The sequence below is a fragment of the Nocardia sp. CDC519 genome (assembly GCF_059509835.1).
Genome location: NZ_CM183377.1, coordinates 215,222 through 235,224, shown reverse-complemented (window position 1 = coordinate 235,224; position 20,003 = coordinate 215,222). Strand labels below are relative to the sequence as shown.

General features: G+C 68.0%; 25 protein-coding genes. 18 read left to right on the top strand and 7 right to left on the bottom strand.

From position 1 onward, the window contains the following. The first annotated feature begins 33 nt into the window (after positions 1-33). Positions 34-924: a lipase family alpha/beta hydrolase gene (locus tag AC5W7N_RS00975; RefSeq protein ID WP_163814423.1), complete on the top strand. Its 891-nt coding sequence runs from the start codon at positions 34-36 to the stop codon at positions 922-924. Positions 925-954: 30 nt separating this feature from the next. Here the strand turns inward: AC5W7N_RS00975 and AC5W7N_RS00970 are convergent, their stop codons facing one another. Next, on the bottom strand, positions 955-1,431 hold the full coding sequence (locus tag AC5W7N_RS00970) for a hotdog fold domain-containing protein (RefSeq protein WP_163814422.1): 477 nt from the start codon (positions 1,429-1,431) through the stop codon (positions 955-957). Positions 1,432-1,893: 462 nt separating this feature from the next. Between AC5W7N_RS00970 and rpsJ the strand changes: the two genes are divergently transcribed. The 13 genes from rpsJ to AC5W7N_RS00905 all read left to right on the top strand — a co-directional run bounded on the left by rpsJ (position 1,894) and on the right by AC5W7N_RS00905 (position 8,981). After that, on the top strand, positions 1,894-2,199 hold the full coding sequence (rpsJ, locus tag AC5W7N_RS00965) for a 30S ribosomal protein S10 (RefSeq protein WP_003938093.1): 306 nt from the start codon (positions 1,894-1,896) through the stop codon (positions 2,197-2,199). A 14-nt stretch (positions 2,200-2,213) separates the two neighbouring features. Further along, positions 2,214-2,879, top strand: coding sequence for a 50S ribosomal protein L3 (gene rplC / locus AC5W7N_RS00960; protein WP_036533181.1), 666 nt, complete (start codon positions 2,214-2,216; stop codon positions 2,877-2,879). Continuing rightward, positions 2,876-3,556, top strand: a complete 681-nt coding sequence (rplD, locus tag AC5W7N_RS00955; RefSeq protein WP_036533182.1) for a 50S ribosomal protein L4 — start codon at positions 2,876-2,878, stop codon at positions 3,554-3,556. Before rplC ends, rplD begins: the two co-directional genes overlap by 4 nt. Further along, the gene (gene rplW, locus AC5W7N_RS00950) at positions 3,553-3,858 is read left to right on the top strand and encodes a 50S ribosomal protein L23 (RefSeq protein ID WP_011207266.1); all 306 of its coding nucleotides are present in this window, start codon (positions 3,553-3,555) and stop codon (positions 3,856-3,858) included. The genes rplD and rplW overlap by 4 nt, the downstream gene beginning before the upstream one ends. A 33-nt stretch (positions 3,859-3,891) precedes the next feature. Further along, entirely contained in the window at positions 3,892-4,728 is an 837-nt protein-coding gene (gene rplB, locus AC5W7N_RS00945; protein ID WP_036533184.1) for a 50S ribosomal protein L2, read from the top strand. Between the two features lie 14 nt (positions 4,729-4,742). Beyond that, on the top strand, positions 4,743-5,024 hold the full coding sequence (rpsS, locus tag AC5W7N_RS00940) for a 30S ribosomal protein S19 (RefSeq protein ID WP_014349056.1): 282 nt from the start codon (positions 4,743-4,745) through the stop codon (positions 5,022-5,024). Then, entirely contained in the window at positions 5,021-5,422 is a 402-nt protein-coding gene (gene rplV, locus AC5W7N_RS00935) for a 50S ribosomal protein L22 (RefSeq protein WP_036533187.1), read from the top strand. Before rpsS ends, rplV begins: the two co-directional genes overlap by 4 nt. Beyond that, on the top strand, positions 5,423-6,220 hold the full coding sequence (rpsC, locus tag AC5W7N_RS00930; protein ID WP_014349058.1) for a 30S ribosomal protein S3: 798 nt from the start codon (positions 5,423-5,425) through the stop codon (positions 6,218-6,220). It begins immediately after the preceding gene. A gap of 3 nt (positions 6,221-6,223) precedes the next feature. Then, positions 6,224-6,640 (top strand): 50S ribosomal protein L16, encoded by a 417-nt coding sequence (gene rplP / locus AC5W7N_RS00925; RefSeq protein WP_014349059.1) that lies wholly within the window; start codon positions 6,224-6,226, stop codon positions 6,638-6,640. Next, positions 6,640-6,879: a 50S ribosomal protein L29 gene (rpmC, locus tag AC5W7N_RS00920; RefSeq protein WP_036533190.1), complete on the top strand. Its 240-nt coding sequence runs from the start codon at positions 6,640-6,642 to the stop codon at positions 6,877-6,879. The genes rplP and rpmC overlap by 1 nt, the downstream gene beginning before the upstream one ends. After that, entirely contained in the window at positions 6,876-7,148 is a 273-nt protein-coding gene (gene rpsQ, locus AC5W7N_RS00915) for a 30S ribosomal protein S17 (protein WP_163814421.1), read from the top strand. The genes rpmC and rpsQ overlap by 4 nt, the downstream gene beginning before the upstream one ends. Before the next feature lie 155 nt (positions 7,149-7,303). Further along, a complete protein-coding gene (locus tag AC5W7N_RS00910; protein WP_228805929.1) occupies positions 7,304-7,897 on the top strand; it encodes a hypothetical protein in 594 nt (197 codons plus the stop codon). Positions 7,898-7,991: 94 nt separating this feature from the next. Next, positions 7,992-8,981, top strand: a complete 990-nt coding sequence (locus tag AC5W7N_RS00905) for an LLM class F420-dependent oxidoreductase (protein ID WP_194989422.1) — start codon at positions 7,992-7,994, stop codon at positions 8,979-8,981. A 14-nt stretch (positions 8,982-8,995) separates the two neighbouring features. Here AC5W7N_RS00905 and AC5W7N_RS00900 read toward each other — a convergent pair whose 3' ends face one another. The 3 genes from AC5W7N_RS00900 to AC5W7N_RS00890 all read right to left on the bottom strand — a co-directional run bounded on the left by AC5W7N_RS00900 (position 8,996) and on the right by AC5W7N_RS00890 (position 11,323). Then, positions 8,996-9,742 carry a CPBP family intramembrane glutamic endopeptidase gene (locus AC5W7N_RS00900; RefSeq protein WP_194989421.1) on the bottom strand — a complete coding sequence of 249 codons (747 nt, stop codon included), beginning with the start codon at positions 9,740-9,742 and terminating at the stop codon, positions 8,996-8,998. A 161-nt stretch (positions 9,743-9,903) separates the two neighbouring features. Then, the gene (locus tag AC5W7N_RS00895) at positions 9,904-10,854 is read right to left on the bottom strand and encodes an RluA family pseudouridine synthase (protein ID WP_194989420.1); all 951 of its coding nucleotides are present in this window, start codon (positions 10,852-10,854) and stop codon (positions 9,904-9,906) included. Between the two features lie 28 nt (positions 10,855-10,882). Beyond that, positions 10,883-11,323, bottom strand: a complete 441-nt coding sequence (locus AC5W7N_RS00890) for a TIGR03667 family PPOX class F420-dependent oxidoreductase (RefSeq protein ID WP_163814417.1) — start codon at positions 11,321-11,323, stop codon at positions 10,883-10,885. Between the two features lie 230 nt (positions 11,324-11,553). Between AC5W7N_RS00890 and AC5W7N_RS00885 the strand changes: the two genes are divergently transcribed. From AC5W7N_RS00885 to AC5W7N_RS00870, 4 genes are all read left to right on the top strand, one after another. Then, entirely contained in the window at positions 11,554-13,401 is a 1,848-nt protein-coding gene (locus tag AC5W7N_RS00885; RefSeq protein WP_194989419.1) for an ABC transporter ATP-binding protein, read from the top strand. After that, entirely contained in the window at positions 13,398-15,134 is a 1,737-nt protein-coding gene (locus AC5W7N_RS00880; protein ID WP_195020619.1) for an ABC transporter ATP-binding protein, read from the top strand. Before AC5W7N_RS00885 ends, AC5W7N_RS00880 begins: the two co-directional genes overlap by 4 nt. Positions 15,135-15,198: 64 nt before the next feature. Further along, positions 15,199-15,771, top strand: coding sequence for a hypothetical protein (locus AC5W7N_RS00875; RefSeq protein WP_194989417.1), 573 nt, complete (start codon positions 15,199-15,201; stop codon positions 15,769-15,771). After that, entirely contained in the window at positions 15,768-17,003 is a 1,236-nt protein-coding gene (locus tag AC5W7N_RS00870) for a flavin-dependent oxidoreductase (protein WP_194989416.1), read from the top strand. The genes AC5W7N_RS00875 and AC5W7N_RS00870 overlap by 4 nt, the downstream gene beginning before the upstream one ends. Here the strand turns inward: AC5W7N_RS00870 and AC5W7N_RS00865 are convergent. From AC5W7N_RS00865 to AC5W7N_RS00855, 3 genes are all read right to left on the bottom strand, one after another. After that, a complete protein-coding gene (locus AC5W7N_RS00865; protein WP_194989415.1) occupies positions 17,000-18,394 on the bottom strand; it encodes an alpha/beta hydrolase family protein in 1,395 nt (464 codons plus the stop codon). The genes AC5W7N_RS00870 and AC5W7N_RS00865 overlap by 4 nt on opposite strands. Positions 18,395-18,551: 157 nt before the next feature. Next, positions 18,552-19,259, bottom strand: a complete 708-nt coding sequence (locus tag AC5W7N_RS00860; protein WP_194989414.1) for a siderophore-interacting protein — start codon at positions 19,257-19,259, stop codon at positions 18,552-18,554. Between the two features lie 128 nt (positions 19,260-19,387). Next, entirely contained in the window at positions 19,388-19,849 is a 462-nt protein-coding gene (locus AC5W7N_RS00855; RefSeq protein WP_194989413.1) for an MTB12 C-terminal domain-containing protein, read from the bottom strand. Between the last annotated feature and the right edge of the window lie 154 nt (positions 19,850-20,003).

Sequence of the window (20,003 nt, the reverse complement as noted above, 5' to 3'; positions counted from 1 at the left end):
CTGGTCCGAGGAGCAGCCCGCCTCGCTGTCGTAGTGACGACCGTCGCATTCGCGGCGATCACTCTCGCCCCCTCCGGGACGGCCCAGGTCTTTCTTCCGCCGCTGGCCGGCGCCAACGATTCCGGGTGTGTGCTCGCGCCGAATCGGGAGCCGGTGCTGCTGGTGCACGGCTCCGGTACCGACATCACCCGCAGCTTCGGTGTGCTCGCGCCCGCGCTGCGCGGCGAAGGGCACTGTGTGTTCGCGGCGAATCTGGGTCAGGGCCCCGCTCTGGTCGATGCGGTCAGCGGGCACGCGGGCTCCTCGGTCGGCGTCGGCCCGGTGGGTGCGGCGCTGTCCGGTCGCCCGGTATGGGGAGTGGCCTCGATCGAGAACATGGCCGATGAGCTCGCCGATGTGGTGCGCACCGTGCGCGAACGCACCGGCGCCCCGCGCCTCGCCCTGGTGGGCCATTCCACCGGTGGCACGGTGATCCGGCAGTACCTGCGCGAACGCGGCGGTGCCGATATCGCGACCGTGGTCACGCTCGGCACTCCGTACCGGGGCACCACCTGGGACGGCCTGCGCGAGATGTATCCGGATCTCGCCTCGCTCGGGCTGGCCGACGGGCAGATCGCCACCCAGGTCTTCGGCACCCCTGGTGCGCAGCAGGCGGCGGGCTCACCCCTGTTGCACCGGCTCAACGCCGGCGGCGAGACCCTGCCAGGCATCCGCTACACCGCCATCGCGTCCCGCGCCGACACCGTGATCACTCCCACCGACACCGCACTGCTCGCCCAGCCCGACGCCGACGACCGCAATATCTGGTTGCAGGACGGCTGCCCGGCCGACAAGGCCGATCACAGCGCCATGCTCGCCGACGCCCGCGCGATCACCGCCGTCGCCAATGCGCTCGACGGCCGCGACCGCCCGCTGCCCTGCTGAGCAGCGGCCGGCCCGGCCGCCGGGCCTGTCCTATTTCGGGGTGACCCAGGTGGTGATGTCGGCGTGCACGACCTCGAGGCCGTGCTTGTCATAGATCGACACCGGCACCATCACCTCGGTTCCTTCGACGATCGAGTCGAAATCGGGGATCTCGGGCAGCTTGGCCACCGCGCGCAACCCGGTCTCCGCCTTGGCCAGGTACTGCACGTTCATCGCCTTGGGAATCCACCGGTGGGTGGTCGGCACGGTGGCCTCGCTGAGCATGCCCATGGCGACTTCGGCCAGATTGCACGCCGCGATGGCGTGGAAGGTGCCGAGGTGGTTGTGGATGCCGAACCATTTCGGCGAGGTGACCTCGCACAATCCCGGCTCCAGCCGCACGACGTTCGGTAGCACGGTGCCGAAGAAGGGCACCCGCGCCACCATGCCGAGCGAGAACAGGGTGTGGCCCAGGCGATTGTCCGGCAACTTCTTCCAGCCGCGATAGGTCACGGTCTCTGTGGTCATGCGGCTATCTTACTCTGCGGTAAGATAGCCCGGTAGTAGGCTGCGACGATGCACGTCAGGCCGGTTTTCCCGGGCGCGGCGACCCCGATTTGATCGGGCCGGGGGGTTCGGGCATACTGTTCGGGTTGCCTTGCACCGGCCCGTGCCCGTTTCCCTGAAACGGTTGGTCGGGTGGGGCAGGCAGTACCAATCGTGTACCTCACCGTTTTCGGTGTGGGTACGTCCGGGACAGTGTTCCGAGCCTGACATGGAGTGATTTCCGGGGCCGAGGAATGAGCGGGCGGGCGACACGCCCGACCGCGTGGACCGGAGAACCATGACAGATGAACAGCGGCGAAGACTGGGTGCGTCCCGGTCGTGGTCTCCCTGAGACGTCTTCGTGTGTTCGGACTGTGCCAATGAGGGTGGTACGGAAGCCCAGCTTCCGGATCACGAACGAAAGCGGAGAAAAGGACACTTAGCGTGGCGGGACAGAAGATCCGCATCAGGCTCAAGGCCTATGACCACGAGGCGATCGACGCGTCTGCGCGCAAGATCGTCGAGACGGTGACCCGCACTGGGGCCCGGGTCGTCGGGCCGGTGCCGTTGCCGACCGAGAAGAACGTGTACTGCGTCATCCGTTCGCCGCACAAGTACAAGGACTCGCGCGAGCACTTCGAGATGCGTACGCACAAGCGGCTGATCGACATCCTCGACCCGACGCCGAAGACGGTCGACGCGCTCATGCGTATCGACCTGCCGGCCAGCGTCGACGTCAACATTCAGTGACGGGGACTCGAGACATGACTGATAACAAGAACAGGCCAGCGGCCGGCATCCTGGGCACCAAGCTCGGCATGACCCAGGTGTTCGACGAGAAGAACCGCGTCGTCCCGGTGACCGTCATCAAGGCCGGACCGAACGTCGTCACCCAGATCCGCACCGAAGAGCGCGACGGCTACAGCGCCGTGCAGCTCGCCTTCGGCGCGATCGACCCGCGCAAGGTGAACAAGCCGGTCTCCGGCCAGTTCGCCAAGGCAGGCGTCACCCCGCGTCGGCACATCGCGGAGATCCGCGTCGCCGACGCCTCCTCCTTCGAGGTCGGCCAGGAGCTTTCCGCCGATGTCTTCGAAGAGGGCACCTACGTCGACGTCACCGGCACCAGCAAGGGCAAGGGCTTCGCCGGCACCATGAAGCGCCACGGCTTCCGTGGCCAGGGTGCCTCCCACGGTGCGCAGGCCGTGCACCGTCGCCCGGGTTCCATCGGTGGCTGCGCCACCCCCGGCCGCGTGTTCAAGGGCATGCGCATGTCGGGCCGCATGGGTAACGACCGCGTCACCACGCAGAACCTCTCGGTTCACAAGGTCGACGCCGAGAACGGCCTGCTGCTGATCAAGGGTGCGATCCCGGGTCGCAAGGGCGGCGTCGTGATCGTCAAGAGCGCCGTGAAGGGTGGTGCGCACGCATGAGCGCTGTGAGCACTGAGAAGAAGACCAACCTGACCCTGCCGGTCAAGGAACTGGGTGGCAAGACCAACGGCACCGTCGAACTCCCCGCGGAGATCTTCGACACCACCGCCAACATCGCGCTGATGCACCAGGTGGTCGTTGCCCAGCTCGCCGCCGCGCGTCAGGGCACGCACTCCACCAAGACCCGCGGTGAAGTCCGCGGTGGTGGCAAGAAGCCGTACCGGCAGAAGGGCACCGGCCGCGCCCGTCAGGGCTCGACCCGCGCGCCGCAGTTCGCCGGTGGCGGCACCGTGCACGGCCCGAAGCCGCGCGACTACAGCCAGCGGACCCCGAAGAAGATGATCCGCGCCGCGCTGCGCGGAGCGCTGTCGGACCGCGCGCGCAACGAGCGGATCCACGTGATCAGCGAACTGGTCGCGGGCCAGACCCCGTCGACCAAGACCGCGAAGACCTTCCTGTCCGAGCTGTCGGACCGGAAGAAGTTCCTGGTCGTGCTCGGTCGTGAGGACATCGCGGCCTGGAAGAGCGTGCAGAACCTCGAGTTCGTGCACCCGATCGCGCCGGATCAGCTCAACACCTACGACGTGCTGGAAAGCGACGAAGTCGTGTTCAGCGTCGAGGCCCTGAACGCCTTCGTGCACGGGCCGGCTGAGGCGGCACAGGAGGAGAGCAAGTGACCACCATCGCCGACCCCCGCGACATCCTGCTTGCGCCGGTCATCTCGGAGAAGTCCTACGGGCTGATCGAGGAAGGTACCTACACCTTCCTTGTGCACCCGGACTCGAACAAGACGCAGATCAAGATCGCCGTCGAGAAGGTCTTCGGCGTCAAGGTCACCAGCGTCAACACCGCCAACCGTCAGGGCAAGCGCAAGCGGACCCGCTTCGGTTACGGCAAGCGCAAGAACACCAAGCGCGCGCTCGTGACCATCTCGGCCGACAGCAAGCCCATCGAGATCTTCGGAGGCCCGGTCGCGTAAGCGCCTGGGAATCCAGAAAGCAGAGAAGAACTCATGGCAATCCGTAAGTACAAGCCGACAACCCCGGGCCGCCGCGGGTCGTCTGTCTCGGACTTCGCCGAGATCACCCGGTCGACCCCCGAGAAGTCGCTGATCCGTCCGCTCACCAAGAGCGGCGGTCGTAACGCCCACGGTCGCATCACCACCCGCCACCGCGGTGGCGGTCACAAGCGGGCCTACCGTCTGATCGACTTCCGTCGCCTGGACAAGGACGGCATCCCGGCCAAGGTCGCGCACATCGAGTACGACCCCAACCGGACCGCGAACATCGCGCTGCTGCACTACCGCGACGGCGAGAAGCGCTACATCATCGCCCCCAAGGGCGTGACGCAGGGCACCCCGATCGAGTCCGGCCCCACCGCCGACATCAAGCCGGGTAACAACCTGCCGCTGCGCAACATCCCCACCGGTACCACCATCCACGCGGTGGAGCTGCGTCCCGGCGGCGGTGCCAAGCTGGCCCGTTCGGCCGGTATGAGCATCCAGCTGCTGGGTAAGGAAGGCCCCTACGCCACGCTGCGTATGCCCTCCGGTGAGATCCGCCGCGTCGACGTGCGCTGCCGCGCCACCGTCGGCGAGGTCGGCAACGCCGAGCAGTCGAACATCAACTGGGGCAAGGCCGGCCGTATGCGCTGGAAGGGACGCCGTCCCACGGTCCGTGGTGTCGTCATGAACCCGGTCGACCACCCGCACGGTGGTGGTGAGGGCAAGACCTCCGGTGGTCGCCACCCGGTCTCGCCGTGGGGTCAGCCGGAAGGCCGCACCCGCAAGCCCAACCGTCCGAGCGACAAGCTCATCGTCCGCCGCCGCAAGACCGGCAAGAAGCGCTAAGGAGGAGGTAAGAAATGCCACGCAGCCTGAAGAAGGGCCCGTTCGTCGACGACCACCTCCAAGCGAAGGTGGACGTGCAGAACGACAAGGGCACCAAGCAGGTCATCAAGACCTGGTCGCGTCGTTCGACCATCACCCCCGATTTCATCGGCCACACCTTCGCCGTCCACGACGGCCGCAAGCACGTGCCGGTGTTCGTCTCGGAGAACATGGTCGGGCACAAGCTCGGTGAGTTCGCGCCGACCAGGACGTTCAAGAGCCACGTCAAGGAAGACCGGAAGAGCAAGCGGCGATGACGACCACTGAGACTCAGAACCCCACTGCCCGGGCGACCGCCAAGCACGTGCGCGTCACCCCGATGAAGGCTCGCCGCGTCGTGGACCTGGTCCGCGGCAAGCGGGTCGAAGACGCTCTGGCGATCCTGAAGTTCGCGCCGCAGGCCGCGAGCGAGCCGGTTGCCAAGGTCGTGGCGAGCGCCGCGGCGAACGCCGAGAACAACCTCGGCCTCAACCCCGACACGCTGGTGATCTCGACGGCCTACGTCGACGAGGGCGCCACCATGAAGCGTTTCCAGCCGCGGGCCCAGGGCCGCGCGTTCCGGATCCGCAAGCGCACCAGCCACATCACCATCGAGGTCGAGAGCGTGCCCACTGCCGGCGCCACTCGTAGCCGCCGGAAGGGAGGGGCAAAGTAAATGGGACAGAAGATCAATCCCCATGGCTTCCGCCTCGGTATCACCACCGATTGGAAGTCCCGTTGGTACGCCGACAAGCAGTACGCGGATTACGTCAAGGAAGACGTCGCGATCCGCAAGCTGCTGTCCACCGGCATGGAACGGGCGGGCATCTCGAAGGTGGAGATCGAGCGCACCCGTGACCGGGTTCGCGTCGACATCCACACCGCGCGTCCCGGCATCGTCATCGGACGCCGCGGCGCCGAGGCCGATCGCATCCGCGCCGAGCTGGAGAAGCTCACCGGCAAGCAGGTTCAGCTGAACATCCTCGAGGTCAAGAACCCCGAGTCCGATGCCCAGCTGGTTGCCCAGGGTGTGGCCGAGCAGCTGTCCAACCGTGTGGCGTTCCGTCGCGCGATGCGCAAGGCCATCCAGTCGGCCATGCGTTCGCCGAACGTCAAGGGCATCCGCGTGCAGTGCTCGGGCCGCCTCGGTGGCGCCGAGATGTCGCGCTCGGAGTTCTACCGCGAGGGTCGGGTGCCGCTGCACACGCTGCGTGCCGACATCGACTACGGCCTCTACGAGGCCAAGACCACCTTCGGTCGTATCGGTGTGAAGGTCTGGATCTACAAGGGCGACATCGTCGGTGGCAAGCGTGAGCTGGCCGCCCCGAGCGCTCCGGCCGGCGATCGCCCGCGCCGCGAGCGTCCGAGCCGTCCGCGTCGTTCCGGTTCCGCTGGCACCACCGCGACCAGCACCGAGGCCGGCCGCGCCGCCACCGCCGTGGCGGAGGCACCGGCAGAGACACAGGAGGGCTGACGCATGCTGATGCCTCGCAAGGTCAAGCACCGCAAGCAGCATCACCCGAGCCGGTCCGGTATGGCCAAGGGCGGCACCTCGGTGGCGTTCGGTGAGTTCGGTATCCAGGCGCTCGAGCCTGCGTACGTCACCAACCGGCAGATCGAGTCGGCGCGTATCGCGATGACCCGCCACATCAAGCGTGGCGGCAAGATCTGGATCAACATCTACCCGGATCGCCCGCTCACCAAGAAGCCTGCCGAAACCCGCATGGGTTCCGGTAAGGGTTCGCCGGAGTGGTGGGTCGCGAACGTCAAGCCCGGCCGCGTGATGTTCGAAATGTCTTACCCCAACGAGGAGATCGCTCGTGAGGCCCTGCGCCGCGCGATGCACAAGCTCCCCATGAAGTGCAGGATCGTGACCAGGGAGGAGCAGTTCTGATGGCTACCGGAACACCGGCCGCAGAGCTCCGTGAGCTCACCGAAGAGGAGCTCGTCGCCCGCCTGCGTGAGTCGAAGGAAGAGCTGTTCAACCTGCGCTTCCAGATGGCGACGGGACAGTTGGACAACAACCGTCGTCTGCGTGTGGTGCGTCACGAGATCGCGCGTATCTACACGGTCATGCGCGAGCGCGAGCTCGGTCTGGCCACCGGACCCGCTGGTAAGGGAGATGCGGCATGAGCGACAAAGTGGAAGTCCAGCGCAACAGCCGCAAGGTTCGTACCGGCTACGTTGTCTCGGACAAGATGAACAAGACGATCGTCGTCGAGTTGGAAGACCGTAACCGGCACCCGCTCTACGGCAAGATCATTCGCACCACCTCCAAGGTGAAGGCGCACGACGAGAACGAGATCGCCGGCATCGGCGACCGCGTTCAGCTGATGGAGACCCGTCCGCTGTCGGCCACCAAGCGCTGGCGTCTGGTCGAGGTCCTGGAGAAGGCCAAGTAAGGCTCTTCTCCTCGGCTCGAAGTCTCGAAGGCCCGCTTCCGTCACAGGAAGCGGGCCTTCGTCGTTTCCGGCGGCGAATGTGATGAAGCCGAAACATGATTCGGCGGTCGCCGGTTTGGCGTGTCGCCGGTATCGGGGGCTAACGTGAACGGGCTATGAGGGATGCTGCGACGACGACATCGGGAGCCTGGCGGATCGACGACGGCACGGGGGTGATGTTCCGGGACGCAACCGTGGCGTGGGCTCTGGCCGCGCACGAGGTGCTCGCCGAAACGGCCACCGGCTATGGGCATTTCGTGACGGTCAAGGAATTGGCCGAGCGGGTGCAGACCATGGCGGGGGTGCGCACGAACGCGCCGACCCGCACCTGGATCGACGCGATCCTGCGCAAGGTCGCGCGGCGCTGCCACACCGCGGGTGAGCCGCCGCTGACCGCGCTGTGCGTCAAGCAGAACCTCAAGGTCAGCGATAGCTACAAGTACGTGCTCGAGCTCGCCGACCTCCCCATCCCCGCCGATATCGAATCGCACGCCGCCTACGCCCGCTGGGCCTGCTACGCCGCCTACGGCGCGGATGTGCCTGCCGACGGCGGTATTCCGCCGCTCGTCCCGCGCGGCGGAACGGCTCGGCGCAGCGGCAGCAGCAGCACCCGCACCGCCGCCGCGAAGCCCGATCCGGACAGCCGCACCGTGGTGTGTTCGAGCTGCTTCATCCAGCTGCCGGCCACCGGTATCTGCGAACACTGCTGAATCCGCCGTCCTCGGGCAGGATGGAACGCGGTCGCCACCGGCGGCCGCGTTCGCGTTTCGCGCGTGCGTTCCCACGACACGGACGGGTGTGATCATGCGATTCGGAATGTTCGTTCCGCAGGGGTGGCGGCTGGATCTGGTCGGGATCGAACCGCAACGCCAGTGGCCGCTCATCCGCGAGTTCGCCCAGCGGGCCGACGCGGGCACGGAATGGGAATCGCTGTGGGTGTACGACCATTTCCATACCGTGCCGGTGCCCACCGACGAGGCCACCCACGAGGCGTGGTCGCTGGTCTCGGCGCTCGGCGCGGTGACCGACCGGATCCGGCTCGGGCAGATGTGCACCGCGATGAGCTACCGCAATCCGGCCTACCTGGCCAAGGTGGCCGCGACCGCGGACGTGATCTCCGGTGGCCGGATCGAGATGGGCATCGGCGGCGGCTGGTACGAGCACGAATGGCGCGCCTACGGGTACGGGTTCCCGTCGGCGGGGGAGCGGCTGGGCCGGTTGCGCGAGGGCGTGCAGATCTTCCGGCAGGCATGGACCAAGGGACGGGCCACGCTGGACGGCAAGTACTACCGAGTCGACGACGCCATCGTCGCCCCGCGCCCGCTCCAGGAGGGCGGCATCCCGATCTGGATCGCGGGTGGCGGCGAGAAGGTCACCCTCGCGATCGCCGCGCGGTATGCGGATTACACCAATTTCGACGGGACGCCGGCAGGTTTCGCGCACAAATCCGAGGTGCTGCGCAAGCACTGCGCGGAAGCGGGAACCGATTTCGAGGCCATCACCCGCACCGCCGACTTCAACATCGCCATCGGCCGTACCGAAGCCGAGGTGCAGCAGCGGCTGGACAAGCTCCGCGACCACCTGGCCCGGTTCGCCACGCCCGAGCAGGTGCAGGCCTCGCTGAGCCCTTTCGTCGGCATGCCGGGAGTCGGCACCGTCGAGCAGGTGATCGCCAACCTGTCCGAACTGCGTGATCTCGGCATGGAATACGCGATCTGCTATTTCCCCGAGGCCGCCTACGACCTGTCCGGGATCGAGCTGTTCGAGCGCGAGGTGATTCCGGCGCTGCGCTGAGGCGTTGGACTCGGCTAGGCGATGGTGGTCTGCCAGACGATCGCCGCGGCGAGCGCGCCCGCGCCGTTGACCGACCAGTGCAGCGCGATGGGCGCGAGCAGGCTGCCGCTGCGGTGGCGCAACCAGGTGAACACCACACCGGCCACCGCGGTGGCCGCCACCGCCAGCGCGATGCCCGCGATCTGGCCGGCCGCCCCGCCGCCGACGATCTCGGACAAGCCGCGGTTACCCGAGGTGAGGCCGAGTGAGGAGGCGATATGCCACAGGCCGAACAGCAGCGAGCCGCCCGCGAACACCCCGCGGGCACCGTAGACGCGCCCGAGCGTGCCGTGCAGAACGCCCCGGAAGGCCAGCTCCTCGGGGATCACCGTCTGTAGCGGGATGATGATCATCGACGCGATGAGCGCGCCGGAGATGGTGGCGTAGCGGTCGGCCATGAAGAACGGCCGGGTGATGGGCAGCGCCGCACCGATGGCGACCACCGTCAGCACCACGCCGACGGCGGCCAGCGCGTAGAGCGCGCCGGTCTTCCAGTGCCGTCGCGACAGGCCGAGCTCGGACCAGCCGAGGCCACGCCTGCGCATCATGGTGAGCAGCACGACGGCCGCCACCGGAACAGTGACGATATTGGCCCAGGCCGTGGTGAAATGCGCGATCAGGTTGGTACCGGCGAGCACTGCGACCACGACGGCCACGTCGAGGTAGGCGTGGATCTTGTGGCGGCGGACCGGTGCCGCGGAATCGAGGTCGGTGGTGAGCATCGCCGATAGTGTACGGAGCGATCCTGAGCGTTCCCTTGGGCGGTGATACGGCCGGCACATGACGCTCCGACGCCGTGAGCAGGCCGGTGAGGTGCGGATTTATCGCTTCCGGTGGCGCATCTGCGCTGATCGGACCAGGTCGGGGTGAGACATATGTCGCACTATGGGCGTGAACTGTCGTCTGTCGCGGCCCACCCCTCGGGATCGGTCCATGCCTGCAGGGTGCGACGGGTCTCGAAACGCCGCGGTGCGCCGCTGATCGGATCGGTGAACTCGATGGCCGAGGCCAGCAATTGCAGTGGGCGAGTGAAATCGTGCACCGGTTTGTCGGTGATCACCGGATAGAAATCGTCGCCGAGGATCGGGATGCCGAGCGAGTTCAGGTGCAGCCGCAGCTGGTGGGTGCGGCCGGTGTGTGGATACAGCCGGTAGCGGCCGAGTCCGTCCCGGTGTTCCAGCAATTCGACCCTGGTCTCGGCATTGGGTTCGCCCGGTACCTCCTGCGCGGCGAGCACCTGCTTTTCCTTGATGATCCGGCTGCGCACGATGCGCGGCAGCTCGAGGGCCGGATCGTAGGGCGCGATGGCCTCGTACTCCTTGCGGACGGTGCGCTTGTGGAACATCGTCTGATAGGCGCCGCGCCGGGCGGGATCGATCACGAACAGCACCAGCCCCGCCGTCGCCCGGTCCAGCCGGTGGGCCGGGATCAGGTCGGGTAGATCCAGCTCGCGACGCAACCGGACCAGCGCGGTCTGCAGGATGTGCTGACCACGCGGAATGGTGGCGAGGAAGTGCGGCTTGTCCACCACGAGCACGTGCTCGTCGCGGTGCACGATGGGGATGTCGAAGGGGACCTCGGTTTCGGCGGGCAGGTCCCGGTGGAACCACACCGCACCGCCGGGCACGTACGGCGCGTCGGGGGCGATCGGGCCGTCCAGGTCGACGATGCCGCCCTCGCGCAGCAGCTCATCGATGCGGGCAGCGGGCACCCTCGGCAGACGATGTACCAGATGGTCGCGGATCGTCGCCCACTCGCCGTCCTCCGGCAGCCGCAGCCGAGCCGGATCCAAGCCGTACCGCTTCGGCAGCGGCGGCTGCTGCCTTCTTCTCATCGGTACCGACAGTAGTGGACGAGCCTGGTCAGAAGCCGCGGAGCCGGTCGGGGGTGATGCGGACCGGTACCGAATACTCCTCGAAGAACTGCTCGCGCGTCATCGAGATGCTCGCCAGACCCTCGGTGTATTTCGTTACGTAGGCCTCGATCTCTTCGGGGCCGGGTGTGGCGTCGGCGATGCGCGCGGTCCCGGTGAAGACCGCCACGTCACCGCCGGTTTCGGTGCTGTTGAGGTTGAGCGAGACCCGTGGGTTGCGCGCGATATTGCGCAGCTTCGGCCGGTCGGGCTGGCTGAAGAGCAGGAATTCGCCGTCGCGCCACAGGAACCACACCGGGTTCGGCTGCGGGGTGCCGCTCGGGCCGACCGTCGTCAGCCAGACCACCTGTTCGCCGGCCAGGCGCTCGGTCACCTTCTTGCCGAATTCCGTTGTGGGGTCGATGAGTTGCGCGGGGTCAGCAGTGGCCATGGTGATCTCCTCCGGCGTTGCGGGCGATTTGTCGAGCGACAACGCGGTGACCGCCGACACCATTCCCTACCACCGCCGGGGCCGCTCCGCAGGCGGAAAACCGCATCTGTGGACAACCGGAGAAACGCCGAGCGCGCCTGTGCATAACTTAGCCTTACCTTTCCTCTCGTTCGGGCGGTGTGTGAAGATGGGGCGATCGTCGGCGAACACCACGACAAAAGCGAGGACTCATGACGGTGGAGGTCGCGCCGCTGCCCGCGGCGGAGACGGGGAACCGGCCGCCCCGCGCGGTGCAGAAGCAGCGCAAACAAGCCGAGACGAAGGCGCGCCGGGAGATTCTGGCGCCGGTGCGCGGGACGCTCACCATCGCGAGCTTCCTCGTCGCGATCGCCTCGGTCTGCGTGGTCGTGCCGTTCATCCTCATCGTCGAGGTCTGCCGCGAACTGCTGCGCGATCCGATCGACACCGACCGGGTCTGGCGGCTGCTGGCGACCGCGGTGATCGTGCTCGCGGTCCAGGCCGGCTTGCAGGCCGTCGCGATGACGTGGTCGCATCTGACCGACGCCGGATACCAGCTCACCGTGCGCAGGCTGCTGGCCGAGAAACTCACCAGGGTTCCGCTGGGTTGGTTCGGTGAACGCAGCTCCGCCGAGGTGAAGAAATACCTCCAGGACGATGTGGAGGCGCTGCACTATCTGGTGGCGCACGCGCGGCTGGAATTCGTCGGCGCGCTGGTGGTTCCGCTGGTCACCCTCGGTTACCTGTTCACCGTCGACTGGCGGCTGACGCTGGTGCTGCTGCTGCCGTTGATCGCCTACTTCATCGCGCTGAGCCGGATGATGGATCAGGACAGCCGTGATCGGCTCGCCATCTACAACCGCTGGGAACGGCGGGTACAGGAAGCCACCATCGAATTCGTCGACGGCATCCAGGTGGTGCGCGCCTTCGGTCAGGCCGGGAAGGCGCACGGCGCGTTCCAGGAGGCCGTCGACGGCCAGACGCGCAGCCTGGACCGGTGGAAGACGCCGATGATCCGGCTGCAAGCCGTCTCCGATATCGCCATCGCCCCGGTGTTCGTGATGCTGGTGATCGTGCTCGCCGGGCTGGCCGGAATCGGCCTCGACTGGCTGGAGCCGCTGGATCTGCTGCCGTTCCTGCTCGTCGGCCTCGGTCTCGGCAGCGCTCTGATGGGCCTGGGCTACAGCGGACAGACCTTGCGCGCCGCCGGAGCGGCCGCGCTGCGCCTGCACGAACTACAGCAGACCCCCGAACTGAACACGGGCACCGGCGGTGCGGTCGACGCCCAGGCGGCGCCCGGCCTGGTGCGTTACGAATCGGTGAGCTTCGGCTACCGCGAGGACCATCAGGTGCTGCGGGATATCAGCGTGGAACTGGCGCCCGGCACCATCACCGCGCTGGTTGGCCCGAGTGGTTCCGGTAAATCCACCTTCGCCAAGTTGCTGCCGCGCTTCTATGACGTCGGCGCCGGGCGGATCACCATCGGCGGCCGCGATATCCGCGATTTCGGCACCGAGGAGCTGTATCGCACGGTCGGATTCGTGTTCCAGGATGTCCGGTTGATCCGCGGTTCCATCCGAGACAACCTGCTGCTGGCCCGCCCCGGCGCCGATGCGGCCGCGGTGGAACAGGCCGCGCGCGCCGCGCAGATCCACGATCGGATCATGGCGCTACCGCGCGGCTACGACTCCGAGATCGGCGTCGACGCCACCCTGTCCGGTGGTGAGGCGCAACGACTGTCCATCGCGCGAGCGCTGCTGGCCGACACCCCGGTGCTGGTGCTCGACGAGGCCACCGCCTTCGCCGACCCGGAATCCGAAGCCGCGGTGCAGGACGCACTCGCGGTACTGGTCGCCGGGCGCACGGTGCTGGTGATCGCGCACCGGCTGCACACCATCACCGGCGTCGATCGGGTCCTGGTGCTCGAAGACGGTGTGCTGGTCGAACAGGGTGATCACGCGAGCCTGCGTGAGGCAGGCGGCACCTATCAGCGGCTGTGGGAAATCAACGAGGCGGCGCTGGGCGCGGTGGCCCTGATCGATGCGGAGGAGTCCCGGTGATCGGCAAGGTTTTCGGGCTGGTGCCCCGCGAGTACGCCCAGCTCACCCCGCGGTTGATCGCGGTCATCACCGCGCAGGCGCTGTGCCAGGCGGCGGCCTATCTGCTGCTGGTCCCGGTGCTGGAGGCGGTCTTCGACGATGATCTCGGCCGCGCCTGGTTCTGGGCGGCGCTGATGGTGGTCGCGGTCGCGGCCATGGCCGGCCTGCACTACGTCCAGGCCACCGTCGGGCTGCGGATCGCGGTCGGCATGCAGGGTGGTTTGCAGACCCGGCTCGGCGATCAGCTCAACGCGCTGCCGCTGGGCTGGTTCGAAAGCCACAGCGCGGCGCCGCTGTCGCGGATCGTGGTGGAGAACGTGCGCGAGATCCAGGGTGCGGTCGCCTACCTGACCGCCAAGGTGCTCACCAGCATCGTGGTGCCCCTCGGTGTCGGCCTCGGCATGCTGTTCATCGACTGGCGGATCTCGCTGACGATGCTGCTGGCGGCGCCGGTGCTGTTCGCCGTGAACCGGCTGGCCAACCGCGCCTACCTCAGGTCGGATGCGCGGATGCACGCCGCCGCGGCCGAAGCCGATTCCCGGGTGGTCGAGTTCGCTCAGGCCCAGCCGGTGCTGCGCTCCTTCGGTGCCGTCGGTTCCGGTAACAAGGCGCTGGATTCGGCGCTGCGGCAGCAGAAATCGGCCACCACCCGTGCGGTGTTCTCCGCGGTTCCCGGCCTGATCCTGTTCGCCCTGTTCGTGCAGGCCGTGTTCCTGGTGCTGGCCTATGTGGTGATCAGCCAGGTCACCGACGGCGCCATCTCCGCCGCCGCCGCGATCGCCCTGATCGCGGTGAGCGCCCGGTTCATCGAGCCGCTGAATCAGGCCGCGCAACTCGGCAATGCGCTGCGCTCGGCGGCCGCGGCGGTGGATCGGGCCACCGAACTGCTGGCCGAGCCCGTACTGCCGGAAGCCGACAAGCCGGTCACTCCGGGTGCGCCGTCGGTGGTCTTCGAGGACGTCGAGTTCGGTTACCGGCCCGGCGAACCGGTGATCTCGGGCGTGAGTTTCGAGGTTCCCGCGGGTACCACCACCGCGATCGTCGGCCCCAGCGGCGCGGGTAAGACCACGCTGCTGCGCCTGGCGGCACGGTTCTACGATGTGGACTCCGGCCGGGTGCGCGTCGGCGAACACGATGTGCGCGAACAGCCCTCGGAAACGCTGTTGGATCAGCTCTCGCTGGTGTTCCAGAACGTCTACCTGTTCAACCGCTCGGTCGCCGACAACATCCGCATCGGCAAGCCCGACGCCACCGATGACGAAGTGCGCCGCGCGGCCGTCGCCGCCCGCGTCGACGAGATCGCCGACCGGCTGCCCGACGGTATCGACACCTCCGTCGGCGAAGGTGGCGCCACCCTGTCCGGCGGTGAGCGGCAACGGGTTTCGATCGCCCGCGCCCTGCTCAAGGACGCACCCATCGTGCTGCTGGACGAGGCCACCAGCGCCCTGGACCCGCACAGCGAGGCGGTGGTGGTGCGCGGCATCCACGAACTCACCCGCGACAAGACCGTCATCGTGGTGGCCCACCGGCTGGCCACCATCGCCCATGCCGATCAGATCCTGTTCGTCGACGGCGGCCGCATCGTCGAACGCGGCACCCACGATGAACTGCTCGCGCTCGGCGGTCGGTACGCGGACTTCTGGAACGAACGCTCGCGGGCGAGCGGATGGCGGCTGGAGCCGGTTTCCGTGTGACGCCACGCCCGGGCGTCGTCCGGGAACGTCTCGCGGCGTTGGGCTCTCGGCTACCCTGCACGGAGTGGGGATATTCGTGGAGACGGCGGGGGAGCGTGCCTCCGCGGGAATCGGGTCCGCCGGGCATGGCACGTTCCCGCCGGTGACCCGGATGCTGTTGCAGGCCGACGGTTCCACCACGTTGCTGCTCGAGGCGCTACTCGGGGAAACGTTGTCGCTCACCGTGATCGATCAGCGGGTCTCGACCGCGGCAGGGCTCCCCGTCCGGCTGCGCGAGCTGCTGGCGTGCACCGGCGAGGAGCAGGTGGTGTCGAGGCGATCCGAGCTGCGCGCCGGCGATGACCCCAGGCCGGTATCGCGGAACGAGGTGACCGTTGCCTGCCGTGATCCGAAGCTGACCGCGATCCTCACCGATGCCAGGATCCCGATCGGCCGGGGTCTGGTCTCCGCGCGACGATTTCTGGGCCGCACCATCGTCTCGGCCGGATGGGACGTCTGGCACGGTGACGAGGCAGCCGAAGCCTCGCCATCGCGGTGCGCCTACAAGGAATACGTCCTTTCCGACGAGCTGACGGCGATCGCGCATATCCGCGAGCAGTTCAACCCGGCCCTGGTCCCGAGCGGGGCGATGCGATGAAGGTGCTGATCGCCGGTGCCGGTATCGCCGGGTTGACCACGGCGCTGAGCCTGCACGCCCGGGGGATCGAGGCGCAGGTGATCGACAGCGTGCGGCAGTTGCGGCCTTTGGGTGTCGGGATCAATCTGCTGCCGCACGCGGTGGCCGAGCTGGCCGAACTCGGCCTCGCCGACGCTCTCGCCGCCACCGCCATCCCCACCGCCGCGGCGGTGCACTACGACAGGTTCGGCAACGAGATCTGGCGGGAATCGCGCGGTCTCGCCGCCGGACACGAGTGGCCGCAGTACTCGATCCATCGAGGCGAACTGCACACGATCCTGCTGCGCGCGGTACGAGACCGGCTCGGCGCGGGCGCGGTACGCGAAGGGCTGCGGCTGACGACGATCGTCGAGCGCGCCGAGCAGGTGCACTGCCGCATCCGCGACCGCGCCACCGATTCGCTGATCGACTGGAACGCCGATGTGCTGATCGGCGCCGACGGCCTGCACTCCGTCGTCCGCGCGCACCTGCACCCGGAGGAGGGCGGCCCGCGCTGGAACGGCATCCAGATGTGGCGCGGCACCGCCGAACGCGCGCCGTTCCTGGACGGCCGGACGATGATCCTGGCCGGTTCCAGTACCGCGGCCCGCTTCGTGGCCTATCCGATCTCGCGGGCGGCGCAGCAGCGAGGGCGATCGCTGGTCAACTGGGTCGCGGAAGTGCGCGTGCACGAGGGCGCGGTGGCGGATCCGGACTGGAATCGGATCGGCCGGATCGACGATGTGCTGCCGCACTACGCGGGCTGGCGGATCGCCGGCGTGGATATCGCCGAATTGATCGCGGCGAGCGGGGAGATCCTCGAATACCCCATGGTGGATCGGGATCCGTTGCCGCACTGGGGTAGCGGGCGCGTCACCCTCGTCGGCGATGCCGCCCACCCCATGTATCCGGTCGGATCCAATGGCGGTTCGCAGGCGATCGTCGGTGCGCGCGCACTGGCGGCCGCACTCGCCGAGAGCGCCGATCCGGTGGCGGGTCCGGCACGGTATCAGCGGGCCAGGCGTGAGCACGCCAATGCCATTGTGCTGGCGAACCGGGATATCCCGATGGACCGAATCATCGCCCTGGTCACCGAACGGGCGCCGAACGGCTTCGCGCGAATCGAGCAGGTGCTCACCGCCGACGAACTATCCGCGATCGACGCGGCCTACCGTCGCACCAGCGGTGCCTTATCGGCTCCGGCCGAGAACTAGCCGGCCACCGGCCCGCCCTCGATGCCCTGGTGTCCGCGGGCCGCCGCGGTGACGTCGGCCGGGGCACCGCCGAGCGGTTCGCTCAGGAATGCGGCGAGGATGTCGTTGGTGGCGCGCTGAGTGGGACCCGGTCCACGGGAACCGCCGATGAATCGCGCGGCCACGAAATGAGCCGGGCCGGAGAGGAACAGGGGGACGTCGGTGAAGCTGTAGTGGTTGGCGTCGGCGAGTTCGAAACGGTAGCCGGGGGCGCGGAGGTTGGTCAGCAGCGTGGCGTTGCCGTCGATATAGCGCTGGGAATGGCCGGTTTCCGCGCGATCGCTCTCGACCAGCAGGAACGGCCCGGTCAGGGAGCGGGTGGGCAGGTCGCCGTACAGCGTGCCGTCGATGTTGGCGGCGGCCCGGATGCGCGGATCGTACGCCAGCGCGGCGGCCGCGGCGGCGCCTCCGAACGAATGGCCGATCGCGGCAATGTGTCCGGTGTCGAGGTGAGCGGCGAACGCGGGGTCGATGGCGTCGGGGCGGGTGAGTTGATCGATGACGAATCGCAGGTCGGCGGTGCGGAGTTCGAGCTGGTCGCTCATGTACCGGGTCGACTCGGGTTCGTCGGCCGGAACGTCCGGCTCGGTGGTGGCGATGGTGCCGTCGGCCAGTTCGGTGACCGCCGACTCGTAGGGATGGTCGACGGCCAGGACGACGAAGCCGCGGCTGGCCAGATCGACCACCAGCGAGGTGTAGAAGGCCCGCGGCGCACCGTATCCGGGCGAGAACACCACCACCGGCCACCGGTCCCGCTCCGCATTGATCGGGACATCGGCGTAGGCGTGGGAATCGATGAGGTGATAGCCGCGCATGATCGGCGCCGGTATCAGCGACACCCGCTCCGGTAGGCGGTCGTAGCCGTCGAGATACAGGTACTGCCGGCCTCCGGTCGTGGCCGCTGGATACCACGCCTGCACGATCACATTCCGGCGATCGTCGACGGCCGGCGTCGCGGTTTCCGGGCGTTCCGCGTCGACCCAGCGAAAAATCATGCTGCCCACGGGGTGCGGCCCGCTCGGCTCCGGCAGGGTAGGCACCGGCGGCAGCGCGGTGGCGATGACGGCGGCCACGGCCAGCACCGCCGCACCGACGCGGCCGGCGATCAGCACAACCCGACGCGCGCCCGCTACCTGATTCGCCGGGAATATCAGCAGCAGCGACAGCGGGATCAGCAGATAGACCGGCGCGAACTGCCAGTAGAAACCTTCGAGGAGCAGCTGGGCGCAGCCGCCGAGGAACAGCGGCGGCCAGACGAACGGCGCGATAGTGCGTGCCCATGCGGTGGCCACCACCGCCAGCACCGTGAAGAGCACGGCCGCCGCCGAAACCGCCATGTCGATGCTGGACACACCTTGCTCGCTTTCCGCCCCGTCGACGCTCCCGGCCGGACAGCCGGCGTCGAATCCGCCTGCCATCGTGCCTCAGCGCGGTGACGGTGCGCGTCAGCCGCAGGTCGCGAGCTTCTCCTCCTCGAGGATGACCGGGCGGGCGCGAGCCCTGCCGTGGCTACTTCCAGTACGCCCGGTACTTCAGCTGCGTCTTGGGCAGCTGGTGGGTGGTCTTGAACGTCTTCACGATCGAGCGGGTGGTGTGGCCGTCGCAGGCCACCCAGGCGTAGGCGTCGCCGGGGCAGGTGAGTTCGTGGGCGGCCTCGCGCATCAGGCGGCCGTCGTCGATGCGTTGCAACCAGGTGACCTGGTGGTGTGGCTTATTGCGCACGGGCAGCGTGACATCGGATTCGAACTGCCATTCCAGCCACACCCGGGCCGGGGTGTCGCCGATGGATTCGAGCAGGGTGTTGATCGCGGGCAGCGAGGCCGTATCACCGAAGATCAGGTATTCGCTCGGCGTGACGTCGGGGAGTTCGAAATCCGAGCCGAGGACGGTGGACTCGATCTCGTCGCCGACGGCCGCGCGCTCGGCCCACTGGCTCGCGGGCCCGCCGTGCAGCGCGAATTCGATGTAGAAATGGTCGCCCGCCGGGTCCTGGTCGATCAGGGTGTAGCCGCGATGGTGCAGTTTGTCGGTGGTCGCGTCGGGAATCCAGAGCCGGATCCACTGGGTGGGGTGCACCGGGTGGTCGGCGAGCAGGCCGTTGGCGGCGAATCCGATCCGCACGTATTTATCGGTGACGGTTTCGGTGGAGGTGACGCGCAGACGGTAGTCGTCGGCCCGCCAGATCTTCATGAGTACGCCGTTGGTGCCTTTGCCCATGTGCTGAGGTTAGCCTAAGTTGACCGGAAAGTCGTCACCGAGTAGGCGAAAAATGCGAGACGGCGGCCCGCCCTCGATTGCTCGAGGATGGAGCCGCCGCCGGGTGAACTCGCCGGGTGCGACCGAGCTCAGAGAGCGCAGGACACCGAGCCGTAGTAGGCCAGGCTGCACAGCGAGTCGTTGGTCAGCTTCCAGGTGCCGTCGATCTGACGCCAGGCGACCTCGACGGTGGGGAAATCCTCGTAGCCGTCGAGGGCCAGCTTGAGCTGGGCGCTGGTCAGGTCGCCCTGGGTGTTGACCGGGCCGACGACGCTGTAGCGGAAGCTCGGGATGGCCGCCATGCGGTTGGACAGCTCGTCGACGACGGGCAGGCCTGCCTCGCCCGCCTCCAGCTCGGCGGCGCGATCGCCGCGCGGGGCGCCGGTGTTCAACACCAGTTGCAGCTTGGACTGGAGCTCGCCGACGCCGGGGGCGTTTGTCCGGACGACCGAGGGAGCCGCGGTGGCCGGGGCGATGGTTGCCACGGAGCCGAAGGCGGCGGCGGTGAGGGCGAGCGCCGCGGCGGCGGCACGGGTCTTGCGGTTGAACATGTGCGTTCCAATCTTTTCGGCTGCGTGCCGGGGTCGGGGGACTGGCACTGCCAAGCAATATAAGGTAAGCCTATGCAAACACGGGAGCCCTAGGTCATCCTGTGGAGGTGGCTACGCGTTCCGCGCCCACGTCGCCGCAGCTGGTCGCCGGTAT

Bases quoted from the DNA above. Each gene is read 5' to 3' on its own strand.
- AC5W7N_RS00890 (WP_163814417.1), bottom strand. From the start codon at position 11,323: ATGGCCACTGCTGACCCCGCGCAACTCATCGACCCCACAACGGAATTC.
- AC5W7N_RS00885 (WP_194989419.1), top strand. From the start codon at position 11,554: ATGACGGTGGAGGTCGCGCCGCTGCCCGCGGCGGAGACGGGGAACCGG.
- AC5W7N_RS00870 (WP_194989416.1), top strand. From the start codon at position 15,768: ATGAAGGTGCTGATCGCCGGTGCCGGTATCGCCGGGTTGACCACGGCG.
- rplV (WP_036533187.1), top strand. From the start codon at position 5,021: ATGACGACCACTGAGACTCAGAACCCCACTGCCCGGGCGACCGCCAAG.
- AC5W7N_RS00855 (WP_194989413.1), bottom strand. From the start codon at position 19,849: ATGTTCAACCGCAAGACCCGTGCCGCCGCCGCGGCGCTCGCCCTCACC.
- AC5W7N_RS00895 (WP_194989420.1), bottom strand. From the start codon at position 10,854: ATGAGAAGAAGGCAGCAGCCGCCGCTGCCGAAGCGGTACGGCTTGGAT.
- rplC (WP_036533181.1), top strand. From the start codon at position 2,214: ATGACTGATAACAAGAACAGGCCAGCGGCCGGCATCCTGGGCACCAAG.
- AC5W7N_RS00970 (WP_163814422.1), bottom strand. From the start codon at position 1,431: ATGACCACAGAGACCGTGACCTATCGCGGCTGGAAGAAGTTGCCGGAC.
- rpsC (WP_014349058.1), top strand. From the start codon at position 5,423: ATGGGACAGAAGATCAATCCCCATGGCTTCCGCCTCGGTATCACCACC.
- AC5W7N_RS00910 (WP_228805929.1), top strand. From the start codon at position 7,304: ATGAGGGATGCTGCGACGACGACATCGGGAGCCTGGCGGATCGACGAC.
- rplP (WP_014349059.1), top strand. From the start codon at position 6,224: ATGCTGATGCCTCGCAAGGTCAAGCACCGCAAGCAGCATCACCCGAGC.
- rpsS (WP_014349056.1), top strand. From the start codon at position 4,743: ATGCCACGCAGCCTGAAGAAGGGCCCGTTCGTCGACGACCACCTCCAA.
- rpsQ (WP_163814421.1), top strand. From the start codon at position 6,876: ATGAGCGACAAAGTGGAAGTCCAGCGCAACAGCCGCAAGGTTCGTACC.
- AC5W7N_RS00900 (WP_194989421.1), bottom strand. From the start codon at position 9,742: ATGCTCACCACCGACCTCGATTCCGCGGCACCGGTCCGCCGCCACAAG.
- rplD (WP_036533182.1), top strand. From the start codon at position 2,876: ATGAGCGCTGTGAGCACTGAGAAGAAGACCAACCTGACCCTGCCGGTC.
- rpmC (WP_036533190.1), top strand. From the start codon at position 6,640: ATGGCTACCGGAACACCGGCCGCAGAGCTCCGTGAGCTCACCGAAGAG.
- AC5W7N_RS00905 (WP_194989422.1), top strand. From the start codon at position 7,992: ATGCGATTCGGAATGTTCGTTCCGCAGGGGTGGCGGCTGGATCTGGTC.
- rplB (WP_036533184.1), top strand. From the start codon at position 3,892: ATGGCAATCCGTAAGTACAAGCCGACAACCCCGGGCCGCCGCGGGTCG.
- AC5W7N_RS00860 (WP_194989414.1), bottom strand. From the start codon at position 19,259: ATGGGCAAAGGCACCAACGGCGTACTCATGAAGATCTGGCGGGCCGAC.